Genomic DNA, 17698 nt, shown 5'->3' with positions numbered 1-17698 from the left:
AGTGAAGGAAATACAGGCGTCCGTCCGTGCTTACAAAACGTCAGGACGGACTCCCAAATTAATAACGCAAAGGACCTGAACGACTTGAGTCGAATCGCCGCTTTTCTGCCCGGTGCCGTGCTTGGTGCGCGCGCCGGACGACCTGTCTACCTCAGACGCGGCCGCTCTTGCGCCGCGCGAGCCAAGGTTGCGCGCGCGGCGCTGGATTCGACTCGGAATTCGACCGACAGTACCGGCCAGCATCGCGCCCGTGCCGCGCGCCAACGTATCGGCGCAGCGCATCGGGTATTCCATCCATCTAAAAATTGCGCTCGCCATGCCACACGCCCTGATTGTTGAAGACGATCCTAATAGCCTGTCAGGCCTGTCCGCCATCCTCGCCGCCGACGGCTTCTCCGTCGACACAGCGACCACGATCGCGGAGGCCCGGGCCGCGTTGACACGCTTCATTCCCGACGTCGTGCTGGTCGACCTGAACCTGCCGGACGGCAGCGGACTCGACCTGCTGCAACACCTCCCCGCGCATCCGCCCGGCGGCGCCTTGCCCGTGATCGTCATGACCGGCAATGCGACAGTGGAAAGCGCGATCGAGGGTTTGCGGCACGGCATCTGGGACTACCTGCTCAAGCCGGTCAACATTCCGCGTTTGCGCAGCCTGCTCGCGCGTATCCCGCGGCCGTACGAACTGACCGAAGAAGTGCAGACGCTGCGCGCGTCGCTGCGTCAACTCGGCCGTTTCGGCTCGATGCTCGGCCGCAGCGGTGCCATCCAGCACGTCTACGACACGATCGAACATATCGCGCCGACCGAAGCCGCCGTGCTGATTTCCGGCGAAACCGGCACCGGCAAGCAGATCGCGGCGCGCACGATGCACGACATGAGCCGGCGCCGTAAAGGTCCGTTCATCACATTCGACTGCCGCAGCGCGAATAGCGCGGCCGGACAACGCTCGCTCGACAGCCTGCTGTTCGGTCACGAACGCGGCGCGTTCAACGGCGCCGAGCAGCGCGAACCGGGCCTGTTCGAGCAGGCGAGCGGCGGCACGTTGTTCATCGACGAAATCGCCGAGTTGCCGCGCGCCCAGCAGGAAGCGCTGCTGCGTGCGCTCGATTCGCAGACCTTCATGCGGGTCGGCGGCACGAATCAGGTGGTGACGGACTTCCGGCTGATCGCCTCGACACGCAAGGCGCCGCGTGCGGCGGTGGCCGACGGCAGCCTGCACGAAGATCTGGCGCTGCGCCTCGAAGCGGCCGCCGTCACGCTGCCGCCGCTGCGCGAGCGCGGCGAAGATCCGGCGCTGATCGCCCAGGCGTTGGTCGACGAATTGAATCACGAAGGGTTGACGCGCGGCTCGGCGGAGACCGCCAAGCAGGTCGCGCCGAACTTCCTGCGCGAGTGTCTCGCGTATGAATGGCCGGGCAATGTGCGCGAGTTGCAGGACCGCGTGCGGCGCGCATATCACGCGTCCGGTGACGTGCTGGAATCGCTGCGTGCCGATGAGGCGGGCTCGGCGAACGGCCGCGATCTGAATGGCAGCCGCGTGCAAGTTACCGTGGGGACGCCGCTCGCGGACGTCGAGGAAATGCTGATTCGCGCTACGCTCGACGCAGTCGGCGGTACGCGTCACCGGGCGGCGTCGCTGCTGGGCATCAGTCCGAAGACGCTGTACAACAAGCTGCAACGCATGCGCTTGAATTGAGTGGAGTGCCTCTGCGATCGCTCGCGGTCGGCCCTGGCTGAAAAAAACGGCGCCTTCAATGAAGGCGCCGTTTTTCTTACTTGCTTGCCGACTGTTATCGCGGCTTATGCAAACGCGCTACGCAACAGCGCCTGCGCTTGCAGGTACTGCGGATCAGCGGCCAGCTTGCTCCACTTCAACGCCTTGCCGCGCGGCCGCATGCGTTGCAAGCGCCGTTGCGATTCCTTCGACGGCGTAAAGCGCAGCGCATCCAGTACCTTCTCCGCTTCGTCCGGCTGATTGCAGATCAGCACCATGTCGCAACCGGCTTGCAGCGCGGCGCTCGCGCCTTCGGTCAGCGTGCCGCCCTGGCGCGCGGCTTCCATCGACAGATCGTCGCTGAAAATCGCGCCTTCGAAGCGCAGCTTGTTGCGCAGAATGTCCTGCAGCCAGACGCGCGAGAAACCCGCCGGCTTCGAATCGACCTGCGGATAGATCACATGCGCGGGAATCACCGATCCCAACGACAAGCCGAGCCAGTCGTACGGCGCCACGTCGTCGCGCAGAATCTCCTCGAGCGAGCGGTCGTCGACCGGCATGGCGACATGCGAATCCGCCTGTGCGAAGCCGTGCCCAGGGAAATGCTTGCCGCAATTGCTCATGCCGGCCAGCGCGAGTCCGTGGTTGAGGCTCTTGGCGAGCAAGGTCACCACACGCGGATCGCGGTGGAACGAGCGGTCGCCGATCACCTGCGATTGACCATAGTTCAGATCGAGCACCGGCGTGAAACTCATATCGATGCCGCACGCGCGCAACTCCGTCGCGAGGATATAGCCGACGGCCGTCGTCACTTTGGTGGCGTGCAGCACATCGCTGTCCCACAACGTGCCGAGCTTGCCCATCGCAGGCAGCACGGTGAAGCCGTCGGTGCGAAAGCGCTGCACGCGCCCGCCTTCGTGGTCGACGGCGATCAGCAGATCCTCACGGATCGCGCGGATCGAGTCGGTCAGCGCGATCAGTTGCGTGCGGCTCTCGTAATGGCGCGCGAACAGGATCACGCCGCCGGTCATCGGATGGGCAAGGCGGCGCTTGTCGTCGTCGTTCAGCGTTTTGCCGACCACGTCGAGCATCACCGGTCCGGGAATGGTTTTCATCGATTTCCGCTGGAAAAAAGCCTGAGGCAAGGAGAGACGCGGCCGGCCTGCGCCGCGTTCAGAAGTATTTTTTATTCGGCGACGTCGTCGGGCGTACCCGCTTGCGTCGTTTCCGCAATCACGAACGACACCGCGTAATCGCGCTCGTCGCTGATCGTGACGCGCGCCGTGATGCCGCGCGCGTCGAGCCATTCGGCCAATTCACCGGACGCGACCACCATGGGCTCGCCGCTCGGCTTGTTGAGCGTTTGCAGCGCGCGCCAGGTCATCGGCCAATGCATGCCGAGGCCGATCGCTTTCGAGAATGCTTCTTTCGCCGAGAACCGCGTGGCGAGAAACGCGAGCCCACGCGCGGCTGAGCGCGCGTGCCGCGCATGATAGACGCGCAGTTCGTCCGGACCGAGCACCTTCTCGGCGAAGCGGCCGTTGGTGCGCGTCATGACCGCGGCCACGCGACTCACCTGAACAATGTCCGTACCAATGCCGTAGATCGTCATGCGCAGGTTGCCGTCTCAAGTCGCATCAGGCGCGCGCGCCGAGACGCGCGGCGACCATGATCGCCTTCATCTCGCGCACCGCGTTGTCCCAACCGGCGAAGATCGCATGCGCGACGATCGCGTGGCCGATATTCAGTTCGTCGATGCCCTCGATCGCCGCGATCTGCTGCACGTTCGTATAGTGCAGGCCGTGGCCCGCATTGACCTTGATGCCGAGTGTCGCGCCGAATTCGACGGCACGAACCACGCGCTCGAATTCGCGCTCCTGTTCGGCGGGATCGTGGGCTTCGGCGTAACGTCCGGTGTGCAGTTCGATCACCGGCGCGCCCGCTTCGTGCGCGGCACGAATCTGCATTTCGTCCGGATCGATGAAGAGCGACACGCGCGAGTTCGCGTCGGCGAGCTGCTTGCATGCGGCACGCACCGCTTCGAACTGGCCGGCGACATCGAGGCCGCCTTCCGTCGTCAGCTCCTGACGCTTTTCCGGCACGAGGCAGACGTCGTGCGGCTGGACTTCACACGCGATGTCGAGCATCTCCTGCGTGACCGCGCATTCGAGATTCATGCGCGTCTTCAGCAGCGGGCGCAGCTTGTGCACGTCGGCGTCGACGATATGGCGGCGGTCTTCACGCAGATGCAGGGTGATGACATCGGCACCGGCCTCTTCGGCCATCAGCGCGGCGCGGATCGGATCGGGATAGGACGTGCCGCGCGCGTTGCGCAGCGTAGCGACGTGATCGATGTTCACGCCCAGGTCAATCACATTCGGCGACGTAAGAAAGAAGCTCATAAGTTCTGCAAGTCGATCAGGATCTGGCGCGTCGCGAGCGGCGTGCCGCCAAGGTAAGTGTTGAGCAGAAAGCGCATTAGCGTTTTGCTTTGCGCCACGGTCTGCGCTCGATGGTAATCGTCCTGTTCCATGTCGAGCAAGGTTTGCCCCGCGATTACCGGCCATTGCGCGGGCAGATCGTCGGAGGCTTCGCGCACGCCGCGCTCCGGGTCGAACACGTAGCGGCCTTCGGCCAGCACCGCTTTGCGCGCGACGGTGCGATCCAGCGCCATCGCGTAGCCGGTTTCGCGCAGCAGCACGCGCTCGAACGAACGCAGCACCTGCACGGGCGGCTCGTCGTGCGCGAGACGCGTCATCGTGACGACGTAGTGATGGAACAGTTGCGGATGCGGATCTTCACGCGCGCAGAACTTGACCAGCAGTTCGTTGACGTAGAAGCCGCACAGCAGCGCGTCGCCGGCCAGCGGCAACATGCCGCCGACCCATTCGGCGCCGGTCAGCGTGCGCACTTCGGATTTGCCCGACCACGACAGCGCGAGCGGCTGAAACGTCTGCAACACGCCGCGCAGCGCGGAGTGCGGACGCTTCGCGCCCTTCGCGACGAGCGCGAGGCGGCCATGATCGCGCGAGAGCACGTCGATGATCAGACTGGTCTCGCGATACGGATAGCTATGGAGAACGAAGGCGGGTTGCTCCGCGATCCGGTAGTCGGACGCGGAGGTGCGTGGAGCGCGGCGAGGCGGCGCTTTACGTGGTTCGCCTTCGGCGCCCTGGGCGCTTTTAGTCGAGGACTTTCGGGTGCTACGAGCGGGTTTGGACGGCTCGCGTGCCGGCGCTGCCGGCTCCGAATCGTCCGGGTCAGCGTCGGAATTCAGCGTCATCCACGCGTCATTCGTACCCATACGCACGGAGCCCGGCTTCGTTGTCGGCCCAGCCGCTCTTCACCTTGATGAAGGTTTCCAGATACACCGGACCGTCGAACAGCTTTTCCATGTCGAGGCGCGCTTCCGTGCTGATCTGCTTCAGCTTGGCGCCCTTCTGGCCGATGATCATCGCCTTGTGCGTGTCGCGGTCGACCATGATGGTCGCGAAAATGCGGCGCAGGCGCCCTTCGGTTTCGAACTTGTCGATCAGCACGGTGCTCGTGTAGGGCAGTTCGTCGCCGGTCCAGCGGAACACTTTCTCGCGCAGGATTTCCGCCGCGAGGAAGCGCTCGCTGCGATCGGTCAGGTCGTCTTCGCCGTAGATCGGCGCGCCTTCCGGCAGGAACGGCTTGACGGTCGCCATCAGTCGTTTGATGTCGTCGGAATTCTTCGCCGACAGCGGCACGATCTCGGCGAACTCGTGCAGCGCGCTGACCTGCTGCATGAACGGGAACAGCGAATCCTTATCCGACACGCGGTCCAGCTTGTTCGCGATCAGCAGCGTGGGCACCGAAGGCGGGATCAGGTCGAGCACCTTCTGGTCGTCCGGGCCGAAACGGCCGGCTTCGATCACGAACAGGATCGCATCGACCGAAGTCAGCGTGGACGTGACCGCGCGATTGAGCGAACGATTCAGTGCGCCGCTGTGCTTGGTCTGGAAACCCGGCGTGTCGACGAAAATGTATTGCGCGTCTTCGAGCGTATGAATGCCCGTGATGCGATGGCGCGTGGTCTGCGCCTTGCGCGACGTGATACTGACTTTCTGGCCGACCAGCGCGTTCATCAGCGTGGACTTGCCGACGTTGGGGCGGCCGACGATCGCGACCATGCCGCAGCGAAAACCAGTGGGAGTGGGAGCGTTCATATTCGGGCTACGGCAAGTTTCAGATCGACGCGCGGGAATGGCGCGCCGATGGCAATCAATGGCCCGCGTCGGCGACGCGCGTTTGCACCGCGTCGGCTACGCCGGGTTCGTGTTCGGTCGGTGCCGCTGCTGCGCTCGGCACGGGCACGGCGGGACCGGCTGTGGCTTCGCGGCTGCGGTGTTTGTCGACGCTGCGGACCGCAGCGGCTTCCGGCTTGGCTTCTGGTTTCGCTTCGGCGGACTTGGCTTCGGCGGGTTTCGCATCCGCAGCCTTGGTGTCGAGCTTTTCGGCGGCTTTGTCAGCCGCGGCTTTGTCGCCCGCGTGAGCGGCCGTCTTCTCTGCCTTCTCGGCGCGCTCGGTTTTGTCCTGTCCGCTGTACTCCACGTGCGCGGCGCGAATCACCGCCAACGGCGCAGCGGCGGCTGTCAGCGCGGGGCGTTCGGCTGCCGGTTCCGCAGCGCCGGCGGCGCGGGACTCACCGCGCCCCGCTCCGCGCTCGTTCTTGCGATCCGGGCTGCGCAAATCCAGCGCGGCCTGCACACCGGTCACGCCGGGGACGATTTCCGGCTCGGCGTTCTTCGCCGCGCGAGCGCCTTTCGAGCGCTTGGGCTTGGCGACCACGGCAGGCGCCGCGGCCATCACTTCGTCGAGCGCTTTCTTGGCCGCCGCCTGCTCCGCTGCGCGACGGCTCGCGCCGGAACCGGAGACTTTCACGTCCAGTTTCGGCACCGTGCATTCGACTTCGAATTGTTGATTGTGCGCCGCACCATGCGTGGCGACGACCGTGTAGGTCGGCAGCGCAATCTTGTGGCCTTGCAGATACTCCTGCAGCAGCGTCTTGGCGTCCTTGCCGAGCGTGCGTGGGTCGATGTGATCCAGAATAGGCACGTAAAGGCGCTTGATGACCGTCTGAGCGGCTTCGAAGCCGCCGTCGAGGAACACTGCGCCCAGCACCGCTTCGAGCGTGTCAGCGAGGATCGAGGGCCGGCGGAAGCCGCCGCTGCGCAACTCGCCTTCCCCCAGCCGCAAGCCTTCGGAGATATTGAGGGCCTGAGCGATTTCGTAAAGCGACTGCTGTTTGACCAGATTGGCGCGGACGCGCGACAGGTCGCCCTCGTCCAGTTTGCCGAAACGTTGGAACAAAAGCGCAGCCACCGCGCAATTCAGAACGGAATCGCCGAGAAACTCGAGCCGTTCGTTATGCGTGGAGCTATGACTGCGGTGCGTTAAAGCCTGGCGCAACAATTCCGCATTGCGAAATTCGTAGCGCAGACGGCTTTCCAACGGAGATAGGGGCATGGGCAGAGTATAACGCGGGCGCCAGACCCGGCGAAAACGCGGGACGGCCAGCGGAAAAAGCGTGGTGAAGCGACGTTACCGCGGGATCTTAAAGTAGCGTGATAACACGCCGCGGCTCACGTGACCTGGTGAAGGCCAACCGCGCGGCGTGTCGTGCAATCGACGCACGCGAACTCAGTTGAATGAGCCGATGCGTTTCAGATTGCTGAAGTTCATCCAGATAAAAAACGCGCGGCCGACGATATTCTTGTCCGGCGCGAAGCCCCAATAACGGCTGTCCGCGCTGTTATCGCGGTTGTCGCCCATCATGAAGTAGTTGCCCGGCGGCACCTTGCAGATCACGCCGCGTGCGTTGTACGTGCAGTTATCGCGATACGGATAATCTTCGGCGCCGACGATGAACGGCGGCACGGCCGAATTGTTCAGAATCGCGTTCTTGCGGCCGTCGATATCTTCTTCGAACTGCTTCGCGTAACCCATGCGTTCGTCGTCGAGGTAATCGGGCAGCGGCGTTTCCGGCACCGGCTTGCCGTTGATCGTGAGCTGCTTGTCCTGATACGCGACGGTGTCGCCCGGCAGGCCGATCACGCGCTTGATGTAGTCGACCGATTCGTCTTTCGGGTAGCGGAACACCACCACGTCGCCGCGTTGGAGCGGACGGCCTTCGGTGATCTTCGTGTTGGTGATCGGCAGACGGATGCCGTAGTCGAATTTATTCACGAGGATGAAGTCGCCCACCAGCAGCGTCGGCACCATCGAACCCGAAGGAATCTTGAACGGCTCGACCACGAACGAGCGCACCACGAACACCACCAGAATCACCGGGAAAAAGCTCGCTGAATACTCGAGCCACCACGGTTGACGCAGCTTGTCGTCACGCAGACGCGCGCGCGTTTGCGCCGCGTTTTCGTCGGCGAAACGCTCGCCGATGCGTGCCTGCTGGCGGTCGAACTCGGCGACCGCGGCTTCCGCCGCGCGGCGCCGTTGCGGCATGAAAACCAGTTTGTCTGCGACCCATGCGACGCCCGTCAAAATGACGAGCACAAAAAGAATCAGCGCAAAATTCATAGGGTTCCGTTGTTCGTCTTATTTGTCTTCGACACGCAGGATCGCGAGGAAAGCCTCTTGCGGAATCTCGACCGATCCCACCTGCTTCATTCGCTTCTTGCCTGCCTTTTGCTTTTCCAGCAGCTTCTTCTTACGAGAAATGTCGCCGCCGTAGCATTTTGCCAGCACGTTCTTACGCAACGCTTTAATGTTCTCGCGCGCGATAATGTTCGCGCCGATGGTGGCCTGAATCGCGACGTCGTACATTTGACGCGGAATCAGTTCACGCATTTTCGACGCCACTTCGCGGCCGCGATACTGGCTTTGCGAACGGTGCACGATGACCGACAGCGCGTCGACCTTGTCGCCGTTGATCAGCATGTCGACCTTCACGACGTCGGCCGCGCGGTATTCCTTGAACTCGTAATCCATCGACGCATAGCCGCGCGAAATCGACTTCAGACGGTCGAAGAAATCGAGCACGACCTCGCCCATTGGGATTTCGTAGGTCAACTGCACCTGACGGCCGTGATACTGCATGTTGATCTGCGTGCCGCGCTTTTGCGTACACAGCGTGATCACCGAGCCGACGTAGTCTTGCGGCATGTACAGATTCACGGTGACGATCGGTTCGCGCACTTCTTCGATCTTCGACGGCTCCGGCATCTTGGCCGGATTCTCGACCATGATGGTCGTGCCGTCGCGTTGCAGGACTTCGTACACCACGGTCGGCGCCGTGGTGATCAGGTCCATGTCGAACTCGCGCTCGAGACGTTCCTGCACGATCTCCATGTGCAGCAGCCCGAGGAAGCCGCAGCGGAAACCGAAACCAAGTGCTTGCGACACTTCCGGCTCGTACATCAGCGAGGCGTCGTTCAGCTTCAGCTTTTCCAGCGAATCGCGCAGCGCGTCGTACTGGTTCGCTTCGACCGGATAGAGGCCGGCGAACACCTGCGGCTTCACTTCCTTGAAACCCGGCAGCGGTTCGGGCGCCGGACGGTTCACCAGCGTGACGGTGTCGCCCACCTTCGCCGCGGCCAATTCCTTGATGCCGGCGATGATGAAGCCCACCTGCCCGGCCGACAGCGATTCGAGATTCTTCGACTTCGGCGTGAACACGCCGACGTGCTCGACCGGATACTGCGCGCCGGTCGCCATCATGCGGATCTTGTCCTTGGGACGCAGCGTGCCGTTGACGATGCGCACCAGCATCACGACGCCGACGTAGTTGTCGAACCACGAGTCGATGATCAGCGCCTGCAACGGCGCTTCCGGATCGCCCTTGGGCGGCGGCACTTTGGCGATCAGCGCTTCGAGCACGTCTTCGACGCCGAGGCCGGTCTTCGCGCTGCAATGCGTCGCGTCGGTTGCGTCGATGCCGATCACGTCTTCGATTTCGGCGATTGCGTTTTCAGGATTTGCCGCCGGCAGGTCGATCTTGTTGAGCACCGGAATCACGTCGACGCCGAGTTCGATCGCCGTGTAGCAGTTGGCGACAGTTTGCGCTTCCACGCCCTGGCTCGCGTCGACGACCAGAAGCGCGCCTTCGCATGCGGACAGCGAGCGGCTGACTTCGTATGAGAAGTCGACGTGGCCCGGCGTGTCGATCATGTTCAGGTTGTAGACTTGCCCGTCACGGGCCTTGTATGTCAGTGCGGCGGTTTGTGCCTTGATCGTGATGCCGCGCTCGCGTTCGAGATCCATCGAATCGAGCACTTGAGATTCCATCTCGCGGTCGGACAGGCCGCCGCAAATCTGGATGATGCGATCGGCGAGCGTCGACTTGCCATGGTCGATGTGCGCAATGATCGAGAAGTTACGAATATGATCCATTCAGTGCCGATCAAGCAAAAAAGGCGCGCTCGGACAATAGCGGAGCACGCCTTGTAAGTAGGTGAAAAACCTATCTATTTTAGCCGAAAAGGCTATCGCCCGGCGCATCTTGCGAAGCTCGGGCGGAAAAGACGGCTCGGGAGAGGCGTGAAACGTGGTGTGAACGGCGCGGCGTTGGCGCTGTGTTCGAACCCTTGAGCCAAGCTCAGGGCGTCGCCGCAACCCGTGTGGCGAGCGCGGCACGAACCCGCGCTTCATCGAGGTGATAGTGACACAGTTCGACGCCGTCGCAGACCAGAACCGGCACCAGTTCGTTGTAACGAGCTTCCAGTGTCGGATCGGCGTCGACGTCGATCACCTCGACCTGCGCGCCAAACTCGACCAGCAAGGGCTCGAGCGCGGCACGCATGTCGTCGCAAAGGTGGCACCACGCGCGCCCGTAGAGCGTGAGCGGCGCCGCCTTCGTCATTTTTGGACGCTGCGCGGGCGGACCGGCACGAACTGCGTGTTCTCGCCGCGGCGAACCAGCAGCGCGACCATCTTTTGCGAATCGAGGTGCGAGCTCACTTCGTCGAACTGCTTCGCGCTGGTGATGTCCGTATCGCCCACCCGCAGAATGATGTCGCCCTTTTGCAAGCCGACGCGTGCTGCGGGACCGTCCACGGCGTCGATCTGCACGCCGTTGCGCAGCTTCAGCGCCTTCAGCTGATCGGCCGGGATATCGCTGACGGCCACACCCAGCGCGTTCGTGGCGCGCTGCTTCGGCGGCTGCGGCTTCTTCTGATCCGCCTTGGCCGATTTATCCGGCTGCATCTCGGCGATCGTCACCGGCAGATCGCGCGTCTGGCCCTTGCGCCAGATCGTGATCGTCGACTTGGTGCCCGGCTTCGTGTCGCCGACCATGCGCGGCAGATCCGTTGCCGTATCGACCGAATGGCCGTTGAACTTCAGGATGATGTCGCCCGGCTGCACGCCCGCTTTGTCCGCCGGGCCGCCCGGTTCGACGCTGCTCACCAGCGCGCCCTGCGCCTTCGGCAGGCCGAGCGAGTCGGCCACGTCTTTGGTCACTTCGCCGATCGCCACCGCGATCCGGCCGCGCACGACCTTGCCCGACGCCTTCAACTGATCGGCCACGCGCATGGCCTCGTCGATCGGAATCGCGAACGAGATGCCCATGAAACCGCCGGTGCGACTATAGATCTGCGAGTTGATCCCGATCACCTCGCCCTGCATGTTGATCAGCGGACCGCCCGAATTGCCAGGATTGACAGCCACGTCGGTCTGAATGAACGGCAGATAGTCGCCCGTATCGCGCCCCTTCGCGCTGACGATGCCGGCCGTCACCGTGTTCTCGAGACCGAATGGCGAGCCGATCGCGACCACCCACTCGCCCACGCGCACCTTGTTCGAGTCGCCGATCGTGATGGTTGGCAGATTCGCGGCACTGATCTTCACAACGGCAACGTCGGTCCGATCGTCCACGCCGATCAGCTTCGCCTTGAATTCGCGCTTGTCGGTGAGCGTGACGTAAATGGTGTCCGCGTCGTCGACGACGTGCGCGTTGGTCATCACGTAGCCGTCCGCCGACAGGATGAAGCCGGAGCCGACGCCGCTGTTTTGCTCGGCGTCGCTGTTATCCGGCGTGTCCTGGCTGCCGCCACTGCCGCCGTTGTCACCGCCGCGCGGCGTGCCTGGCGAACCCGGCGATTGTGGCGACTGCGGCAACGGAATGCCGAAGAAGCGCCGAAAAAATTCCGACATGTCGCCGTCGTCCATACCTGGCGGCAGGCCGCCGCGAGCACCGCTGTTCGAGACGCGTGTAGTCGTGCGAATGTTGACGACCGCCGGGCCGACCTTGTCGACCAGATCAGTGAAGTCGGGCAGATTGGCGGCGGGAGCCGCCGACGCCATATGCGGCACGAGCGGCAAACACGCCGCTACCACCGCGGCCGCGAGAAATTTGCGCACCGAGAAAGTCGTCATATCGTAGCAAGCCGAGGGATTCAGGATTCGGAGGATTACTTCGGAGCCTTGTATTCTATGGCAGACGCAAATTGCTGTAATGTGGTCTGGGGCACTTCACCAAGCAGAGTAATCCAGAAGTCGCCGCGACGCTTGACGAGCACGTGCGTGGCGCCGCTGCTTCCCGCGCCTTCCTTGCGCGTGTTGTTCTCGACCGGTTCGACGAACACCGAAATGGCCGCGAGGCCATCGGAGAACACCGCCTGGTCCACCGGAATAGTCGGCTGGCCCGGATCGCGCGCGGCCATGGGCCGGCGCAGTTCACGAATCTTACGGAAGCCCGGCACCGTCGGCGTGATCTGCCAGCCTTGCGCGGCCATGTCGACCGGCTCGACGGGCGGACGCACCACTGTCCAACCCGCGGTATTACGAATACCGCTGACGATGCCGGCCTTGTCGACCGGCACGCCGATGCGAATCTGCGAAAAGGACAGTTGCTCGAGCACCTGGCCATTCGGGTCGAGCGTTTGGGCACGCAGCAGGAGGCCGGTCTTCTTGTCCGCCCACAGCTTGTAGGCGAAGCGATACGCGTCTTTCGGATCGAGTTCGATCACCTGGCTGTCGACGCCCGCGACGCGGTCGTCGCCGAGCAGCTTGGGCTCGTAAACCGACAGCACCTGCTCGCCACTCACGGCCAGCAGCGCGGGGAACGAATCTTTGTTCTGACGCTTCTCGACGACGCACAGATGCCGCTCTGGCACGAACGTGTAGAGCTCTTCGTTATGACGCAGCATTTTGCGCGGCTTGCCGTCGAGGCTTTCGAGTTGCTCGAATTCGCCGTCCGAGCGGGTCGCATAGTGCGCGATCCGCGAAGTCTGAACGTAATTGCCGCGCTGGTAGACGAACGCGCCCTCGTAATTCTGCTGTTGCGCGGCCTGATGGATGCGATCGAGCAGATCCGCAGCCGTGCGACGGGCGACGAGCGGATCGTCGGTTTGGGCAAAGACCCGCGGTGTAGCGGACAACAATACGGCTGCGCAGAAAAGAAATGCCGGCAGCCGCCCCCAGATAGTCGTTTTATTCAACCGCGGAGTCTGCATCAAACTATTGGCCTTGCGTAGAGACTGCGGCAGCGCGAATCAGCGGCATCGAGCCCGGCATGACCGGTTGTTGCGCGAATTGCTGGTGAGCTTCCAGATACTGGTCGAGACTGGCGTCACGAATGATGTTGGCGTCCTGCACGGCCGGCTGGACCGTAGCCGCCGGCACCGAAGCCATGGCCACACGTTGCAGCGCGTCGCCATGCGACTGGGCCGACGCGAGTTGCGCCGTGCCCGGACCGCCCGGCACGCCTTGCAGTTGCGGGACGACGATCCACGTCAGCGTGGCGGCGGCGGCTGCGACGGCAAAGGCCGGCACGACACGGCGGCGCAGCGCCAGCAAACGACGCGCGACCGGCATGGCGGCAGGCGCCAGCACGTGCGGCTCGTTGTCGAAACGCGCGGCAAAACCGTTCAGGAACGCGCTGCTCGCCGCCGGGCTGACCGCCAGATCGTCGGAACGCAACGCGTCGCCGATCAGGTGATAGCTCGACCAGGCGGTGCGATCCTCGCCATTCAGCCCGGAAATAAACGTTTCCAGATTCAGATGCTCTTCGCCGAACAGCTCACCGTCGACAAAAGCGGACAGACGCTCGCCGCGCGAGCTGGCTTGCGATTGCATCGAGACCGACCCCATGATGCTCCCCATCTTACAAATACCCCGTAGTGACACCACTAATCCAGATATTGCACCCGCGCTCCGTTCGGCAGGCTGGTGGTTTACCAGCGTTTGCCTTCAGGTGTGTCAAGCAACGGACGCAATTTTGCCGCAATGGCTTCGCGAGCGCGGAAAATTCGTGATCTGACTGTGCCAATTGGGCAACCCATCATCTCAGCGATTTCCTCGTAGCTCAAACCTTCAATTTCACGAAGAGTAATGGCGGTGCGCAACTCTTCCGGTAAAACCGCCATCGCAGCATTGACCGTCTCAGCGATCTGCTTGCTCATCAACATCGACTCAGGCGTGTTGATATCCCTTAGTTGGTCCGCGTCCGAGAAAGTTTCAGCTTCTTCAGCATCTGCCTCGGTCGAGGTCGGCGCGCGCCGCCCTTGGGTCGCAAGGTAGTTCTTTGCCGTGTTGACGGCAATCCGGTACAACCACGTATAAAAGGCCGATTCGCCGCGAAACTGCGGCAATGCCCGATACGCCTTGATAAAGGCGTCCTGAGCCACGTCTTCCACTTCGGCGGGGTCCCGCACGAGGCGCGAGATCAGCCGGAGAATCTTGCGGTGGTATTTGGAGACCAGAAGCTCGAACGCGGCCTTGTCGCCCTTCTGGACGCGCTCGACCAGCACCTGATCAATTTCTTTTTCGCTCACCTGATAAATCCGTTAACTATAGGGCGCATGGCGGGGCACCATTGTAGCGTTCCCGTCATCTGGGCACGTTACGCCGGTAACAGCGGTTACAGTCGTTACAGTCAGGCGCCGGCGCCACGCCGGCCCAGCACGGCCAGTTCCCGGAAGATGGGGGCCGGGAGTGCGTCGGCGGCAAGCAGCAAAGTGCGCGAGCGCCCCTGGTCCGGCATCAGCGCCAGAATCAGCAAGCGGCCGCTCCACTGCGAGCAACCGGCGATGCGGCCTTGCGCCAGTAACGCGCCGGTACGACCCCAGACGGACAAGTCGTCCGGCCCGATTTTCAGCGCGACGGGCCGCGCGCGCTCATACCGGAGCGCGCAAAGCGCGAGCCACGCCCACACGGCGAGCGTCAACGGAACTGCTTGCCACGCACCCAGATGCGGCGCGAGGCAAGCAAAGACGGCCAAAGTCGCCGCCACAACGAAAACCCCCATTGCAGCCCAGATGGCGACGGAGCGCCGCAGCGCAATCCGCTGCGGCGCTCCGTCGGGCGTGGCCGATTCAGGGGAAAGCGCCGGCAGAGCCGGCGCCGTCGACTGGCGCGTCACCAACGATCAGGCGATCAGGCGCGCTTGAAGACCAGCGTGCCGTTCGTGCCGCCGAACCCGAACGAGTTCTTCAGCGCGACGTCGATCTTCATCTCCCGCGCGGTGTTGGCGCAGTAGTCCAGGTCGCACTCGGGATCCTGGTTGAAGATGTTGATCGTCGGCGGCGACACCTGATGATGCACGGCCAGCACGGTGAATACAGACTCCAGACCGCCGGCGCCGCCCAGCAGGTGACCTGTCATCGACTTGGTCGAGTTCACGACCATGTCTTTGGCGTGGTCGCCGAAAGCGCGCTTGATGCCGGTTGTTTCGGCCAGGTCGCCAAGCGGCGTGGACGTGCCGTGCGCGTTCAGGTAGTTCACCTGATCCGTGTTGATGCCCGCGTTCTTCAACGCAGCCAGCATACAGCGGCGGGCGCCGTCGCCGTCTTCCAGCGGCGCGGTCATGTGATAGGCGTCGCCGCTCATCCCATAGCCGCTGACTTCGGCGTAAATCTTCGCGCCGCGCGCCTTCGCGTGTTCGTACTCTTCGAGCACCATCACGCCGGCACCCTCGCCCAGCACGAAACCGTCGCGATCCTTGTCCCACGGACGGCTCGCCGTTGCCGGATCGTCATTGCGTTGCGACAGCGCGCGCGCCGCCGCAAAGCCGCCGATACCGAGCGGCGACACGGTCGATTCCGCACCGCCCGCGATCATCACGTCGGCGTCGCCGTATTCGATCAGGCGCGAAGCCTCGCCGATACAGTGCAGGCCGGTGGTACAGGCGGTGACGATCGCCAGATTCGGACCTTTGATGCCGAACTTGATCGACAGATGCCCGGAGATCATGTTGATGATCGACGCCGGCACGAAGAACGGCGAAATCCGGCGCGGGCCGCGATTGAGCAGTTCGGTTTGCGTCACTTCGATCATCGGCAGACCGCCGATGCCCGAACCGACCACCACGCCGATACGCTCCGAATTCTCGTCGGTAACTTCGAGGCCGCTGTCCTGCATCGCCTGGATGCCTGCAGCCACGCCGTAATGGATGAACGTATCCATGTGGCGCGCTTCCTTACCGGGGATGTAGTCCTCGATATTGAAGCCCTTCACCTCGCCGGCGAAACGAGTCGAAAAGTTCGATGCATCGAACTTCGTGATATTGGCAATACCTGACTTGCCGGCGACCAGATTGGCCCAGCCGTCGGCAACATTATTGCCAACAGGCGAAATCAGCCCCAGGCCTGTAACAACAACACGACGGCGGCTCACGGTAACCCCTTTTTCATAGATGACAAAAGCAAAAGCCACAGCGGCCACAGGAACTTGCCCTGTATGCCCTGTGGCTGTTTAACTCGGCAATCGCGCGAAAAATTGCGCAGTCAACATCGCTGGCTCCTGCTTGGCAAAACGCGCGGCAAAAAACGCCAACCCTGCTGGCGTCGGCAACCGACACGGCAGGGCGTCATACGCCGCCAACGCAGAAACGCGGGCGCGAATGACCTTAGGCCTTGACGTTCGCGCGAGCGTAGTCGATCGCTTGCTGAACGGTGGTGATCTTCTCGGCTTCTTCATCCGGAATTTCCATGCCGAATTCGTCTTCGAGGGCCATCACGAGCTCAACGGTGTCGAGCGAGTCGGCGCCGAGGTCGTTCACGAACGAAGCTTCGTTCTTGATCTCAGCTTCTGCAACGCCCAGTTGTTCTGCGACAATCTTCTTGACGCGCTGTTCGATATTGTCCATTACCCCTCCAAGGGAAAAGAAGTTCAAAAATACAGGTGCGCGCATTTTATCAGGTTTGACCCGGCAAAAAAGCGGCGCATCGGGTTGCTGTCAAGGCATGCGCCTTACGCATTTACAAACGCATCAAGGCGCGGATAGTAACCGAATTTGGTTACGCCATGTACATTCCGCCGTTCACATGCAGTGTCGTGCCGGTGATATACCCGGCTTGCGGCGATGCCAGAAACGCCACGGCGTGCGCAATATCTTCCGGGCTGCCGAGGCGGCCCAGCGGAATCTGCGTTTTCAGCGCCGCTTGCTGCTCTTCCGGCAGAGTCTTGGTCATGTCGGTATCAATGAAGCCCGGCGCCACGCAATTCACCGTGATGCCGCGGCTGCCGATCTCGCGTGCGAGCGCGCGGGTCATGCCCGCCACGCCCGCTTTCGCGGCCGCGTAATTGATCTGCCCAGGGTTGCCGGCCGAGCCGACCACCGACGTGATGTTGATGATGCGGCCGCCCTTGGCCTTCATCATGGGACGCAGCACCGCGCGCGACAGACGGAACACCGACTTGAGATTGGTGTCGACCACCGCGTCCCAATCGTCGTCCTTCATACGCATGGCGAGTTGATCCTGCGTGATGCCGGCGTTGTTCACCAGCACGTGCAGTGCGCCGAATTCCTTTACCGTGCCGTCGATCAGCGCTTCCGCCGCAGCCGCGTCGTTCACGTTGAGCACCGCGCCGCGGCCGTTCACGCCGGCCGCGTTAAACGCTTCGCTGATGGCGGCCGCGCCGCTTTCGCTGGTCGCCGTGCCGATCACCGTCGCGCCCTGGCGCGCCAGTTCCATGGCGATCGCACGGCCAATGCCGCGCGACGCGCCGGTGACGATTGCGATCTGCTTGTCGAGAGTCTTTTCCATCTGTCAGTCCGGATGC

At 63.0% G+C, this 17698-nt stretch carries 19 protein-coding genes; 1 reads left to right on the top strand and 18 read right to left on the bottom strand.

Translation table 11 applies throughout. The features are described from left to right. Positions 1–30 precede the first annotated feature (30 nt). The gene (locus tag B0G74_RS02980) at positions 31–318 is read right to left on the bottom strand and encodes a hypothetical protein (protein WP_132373588.1); all 288 of its coding nucleotides are present in this window, start codon (positions 316–318) and stop codon (positions 31–33) included. Here B0G74_RS02980 and B0G74_RS02975 point away from each other — a divergent pair. Then, entirely contained in the window at positions 317–1699 is a 1383-nt protein-coding gene (locus B0G74_RS02975; protein ID WP_132373587.1) for a sigma-54 dependent transcriptional regulator, read from the top strand. The genes B0G74_RS02980 and B0G74_RS02975 overlap by 2 nt on opposite strands. A 104-nt stretch (positions 1700–1803) precedes the next feature. Here the strand turns inward: B0G74_RS02975 and nagZ are convergent, their stop codons facing one another. The 17 genes from nagZ to fabG all read right to left on the bottom strand — a co-directional run bounded on the left by nagZ (position 1804) and on the right by fabG (position 17682). Beyond that, entirely contained in the window at positions 1804–2832 is a 1029-nt protein-coding gene (gene nagZ / locus B0G74_RS02970) for a beta-N-acetylhexosaminidase (protein ID WP_132373586.1), read from the bottom strand. 71 nt (positions 2833–2903) lie between these two features. After that, positions 2904–3329, bottom strand: coding sequence for a holo-ACP synthase (acpS, locus tag B0G74_RS02965; protein WP_132373585.1), 426 nt, complete (start codon positions 3327–3329; stop codon positions 2904–2906). Between the two features lie 25 nt (positions 3330–3354). Further along, positions 3355–4119, bottom strand: a complete 765-nt coding sequence (pdxJ, locus tag B0G74_RS02960; RefSeq protein WP_132373584.1) for a pyridoxine 5'-phosphate synthase — start codon at positions 4117–4119, stop codon at positions 3355–3357. Continuing rightward, positions 4116–5021, bottom strand: coding sequence for a DNA repair protein RecO (recO, locus tag B0G74_RS02955; RefSeq protein WP_132373583.1), 906 nt, complete (start codon positions 5019–5021; stop codon positions 4116–4118). Before recO ends, pdxJ begins: the two co-directional genes overlap by 4 nt. Further along, entirely contained in the window at positions 5008–5907 is a 900-nt protein-coding gene (gene era, locus B0G74_RS02950; RefSeq protein ID WP_132373582.1) for a GTPase Era, read from the bottom strand. The genes recO and era overlap by 14 nt, the downstream gene beginning before the upstream one ends. 55 nt (positions 5908–5962) lie before the next feature. Further along, positions 5963–7207 carry a ribonuclease III gene (gene rnc, locus B0G74_RS02945; RefSeq protein ID WP_132373581.1) on the bottom strand — a complete coding sequence of 415 codons (1245 nt, stop codon included), beginning with the start codon at positions 7205–7207 and terminating at the stop codon, positions 5963–5965. Positions 7208–7381: 174 nt separating this feature from the next. Continuing rightward, positions 7382–8275, bottom strand: a complete 894-nt coding sequence (lepB, locus tag B0G74_RS02940) for a signal peptidase I (protein WP_132373580.1) — start codon at positions 8273–8275, stop codon at positions 7382–7384. Between the two features lie 18 nt (positions 8276–8293). After that, positions 8294–10087 carry a translation elongation factor 4 gene (gene lepA, locus B0G74_RS02935; RefSeq protein WP_132373579.1) on the bottom strand — a complete coding sequence of 598 codons (1794 nt, stop codon included), beginning with the start codon at positions 10085–10087 and terminating at the stop codon, positions 8294–8296. Between the two features lie 205 nt (positions 10088–10292). After that, positions 10293–10556, bottom strand: a complete 264-nt coding sequence (locus tag B0G74_RS02930) for a glutaredoxin family protein (protein WP_132373578.1) — start codon at positions 10554–10556, stop codon at positions 10293–10295. After that, positions 10553–12070, bottom strand: coding sequence for a DegQ family serine endoprotease (locus B0G74_RS02925; RefSeq protein WP_132373577.1), 1518 nt, complete (start codon positions 12068–12070; stop codon positions 10553–10555). The genes B0G74_RS02930 and B0G74_RS02925 overlap by 4 nt, the downstream gene beginning before the upstream one ends. Positions 12071–12105: 35 nt before the next feature. After that, positions 12106–13149 carry a MucB/RseB C-terminal domain-containing protein gene (locus B0G74_RS02920; RefSeq protein ID WP_132373576.1) on the bottom strand — a complete coding sequence of 348 codons (1044 nt, stop codon included), beginning with the start codon at positions 13147–13149 and terminating at the stop codon, positions 12106–12108. 4 nt (positions 13150–13153) lie between these two features. Beyond that, the gene (locus B0G74_RS02915) at positions 13154–13786 is read right to left on the bottom strand and encodes an RseA family anti-sigma factor (protein ID WP_132373575.1); all 633 of its coding nucleotides are present in this window, start codon (positions 13784–13786) and stop codon (positions 13154–13156) included. An 83-nt stretch (positions 13787–13869) separates the two neighbouring features. Next, positions 13870–14469, bottom strand: a complete 600-nt coding sequence (rpoE, locus tag B0G74_RS02910) for an RNA polymerase sigma factor RpoE (RefSeq protein ID WP_006051939.1) — start codon at positions 14467–14469, stop codon at positions 13870–13872. A gap of 101 nt (positions 14470–14570) precedes the next feature. After that, a complete protein-coding gene (locus B0G74_RS02905; protein ID WP_342960833.1) occupies positions 14571–15056 on the bottom strand; it encodes a hypothetical protein in 486 nt (161 codons plus the stop codon). A gap of 14 nt (positions 15057–15070) precedes the next feature. Further along, positions 15071–16309 (bottom strand): beta-ketoacyl-ACP synthase II, encoded by a 1239-nt coding sequence (gene fabF / locus B0G74_RS02900; RefSeq protein ID WP_132373574.1) that lies wholly within the window; start codon positions 16307–16309, stop codon positions 15071–15073. A gap of 232 nt (positions 16310–16541) precedes the next feature. Beyond that, a complete protein-coding gene (gene acpP / locus B0G74_RS02895) occupies positions 16542–16781 on the bottom strand; it encodes an acyl carrier protein (protein WP_004197638.1) in 240 nt (79 codons plus the stop codon). A 151-nt stretch (positions 16782–16932) separates the two neighbouring features. After that, positions 16933–17682: a 3-oxoacyl-ACP reductase FabG gene (gene fabG / locus B0G74_RS02890; RefSeq protein ID WP_132373573.1), complete on the bottom strand. Its 750-nt coding sequence runs from the start codon at positions 17680–17682 to the stop codon at positions 16933–16935. Positions 17683–17698: the final 16 nt, after the last annotated feature.

It is taken from the genome of Paraburkholderia sp. BL9I2N2 (assembly GCF_004339745.1).
GTDB lineage: Bacteria > Pseudomonadota > Gammaproteobacteria > Burkholderiales > Burkholderiaceae > Paraburkholderia.
Note: the sequence above shows the minus strand (reverse complement) of the source record. Positions and strands in the feature narration are given on the sequence as shown.

What these genes read in the sequence shown, in the direction of transcription:
- rnc (WP_132373581.1), bottom strand. Translation starts at nt 7,207, where the DNA reads ATGCCCCTATCTCCGTTGGAAAGCCGTCTGCGCTACGAATTTCGCAAT.
- B0G74_RS02975 (WP_132373587.1), top strand. Translation starts at nt 317, where the DNA reads ATGCCACACGCCCTGATTGTTGAAGACGATCCTAATAGCCTGTCAGGC.
- pdxJ (WP_132373584.1), bottom strand. Translation starts at nt 4,119, where the DNA reads ATGAGCTTCTTTCTTACGTCGCCGAATGTGATTGACCTGGGCGTGAAC.
- nagZ (WP_132373586.1), bottom strand. Translation starts at nt 2,832, where the DNA reads ATGAAAACCATTCCCGGACCGGTGATGCTCGACGTGGTCGGCAAAACG.
- B0G74_RS02915 (WP_132373575.1), bottom strand. Translation starts at nt 13,786, where the DNA reads ATGGGGTCGGTCTCGATGCAATCGCAAGCCAGCTCGCGCGGCGAGCGT.
- lepB (WP_132373580.1), bottom strand. Translation starts at nt 8,275, where the DNA reads ATGAATTTTGCGCTGATTCTTTTTGTGCTCGTCATTTTGACGGGCGTC.
- B0G74_RS02980 (WP_132373588.1), bottom strand. Translation starts at nt 318, where the DNA reads ATGGCGAGCGCAATTTTTAGATGGATGGAATACCCGATGCGCTGCGCC.
- lepA (WP_132373579.1), bottom strand. Translation starts at nt 10,087, where the DNA reads ATGGATCATATTCGTAACTTCTCGATCATTGCGCACATCGACCATGGC.
- acpP (WP_004197638.1), bottom strand. Translation starts at nt 16,781, where the DNA reads ATGGACAATATCGAACAGCGCGTCAAGAAGATTGTCGCAGAACAACTG.
- acpS (WP_132373585.1), bottom strand. Translation starts at nt 3,329, where the DNA reads ATGACGATCTACGGCATTGGTACGGACATTGTTCAGGTGAGTCGCGTG.
- fabG (WP_132373573.1), bottom strand. Translation starts at nt 17,682, where the DNA reads ATGGAAAAGACTCTCGACAAGCAGATCGCAATCGTCACCGGCGCGTCG.
- era (WP_132373582.1), bottom strand. Translation starts at nt 5,907, where the DNA reads ATGAACGCTCCCACTCCCACTGGTTTTCGCTGCGGCATGGTCGCGATC.
- B0G74_RS02920 (WP_132373576.1), bottom strand. Translation starts at nt 13,149, where the DNA reads ATGCAGACTCCGCGGTTGAATAAAACGACTATCTGGGGGCGGCTGCCG.
- B0G74_RS02930 (WP_132373578.1), bottom strand. Translation starts at nt 10,556, where the DNA reads ATGACGAAGGCGGCGCCGCTCACGCTCTACGGGCGCGCGTGGTGCCAC.
- recO (WP_132373583.1), bottom strand. Translation starts at nt 5,021, where the DNA reads ATGGGTACGAATGACGCGTGGATGACGCTGAATTCCGACGCTGACCCG.
- B0G74_RS02925 (WP_132373577.1), bottom strand. Translation starts at nt 12,070, where the DNA reads ATGACGACTTTCTCGGTGCGCAAATTTCTCGCGGCCGCGGTGGTAGCG.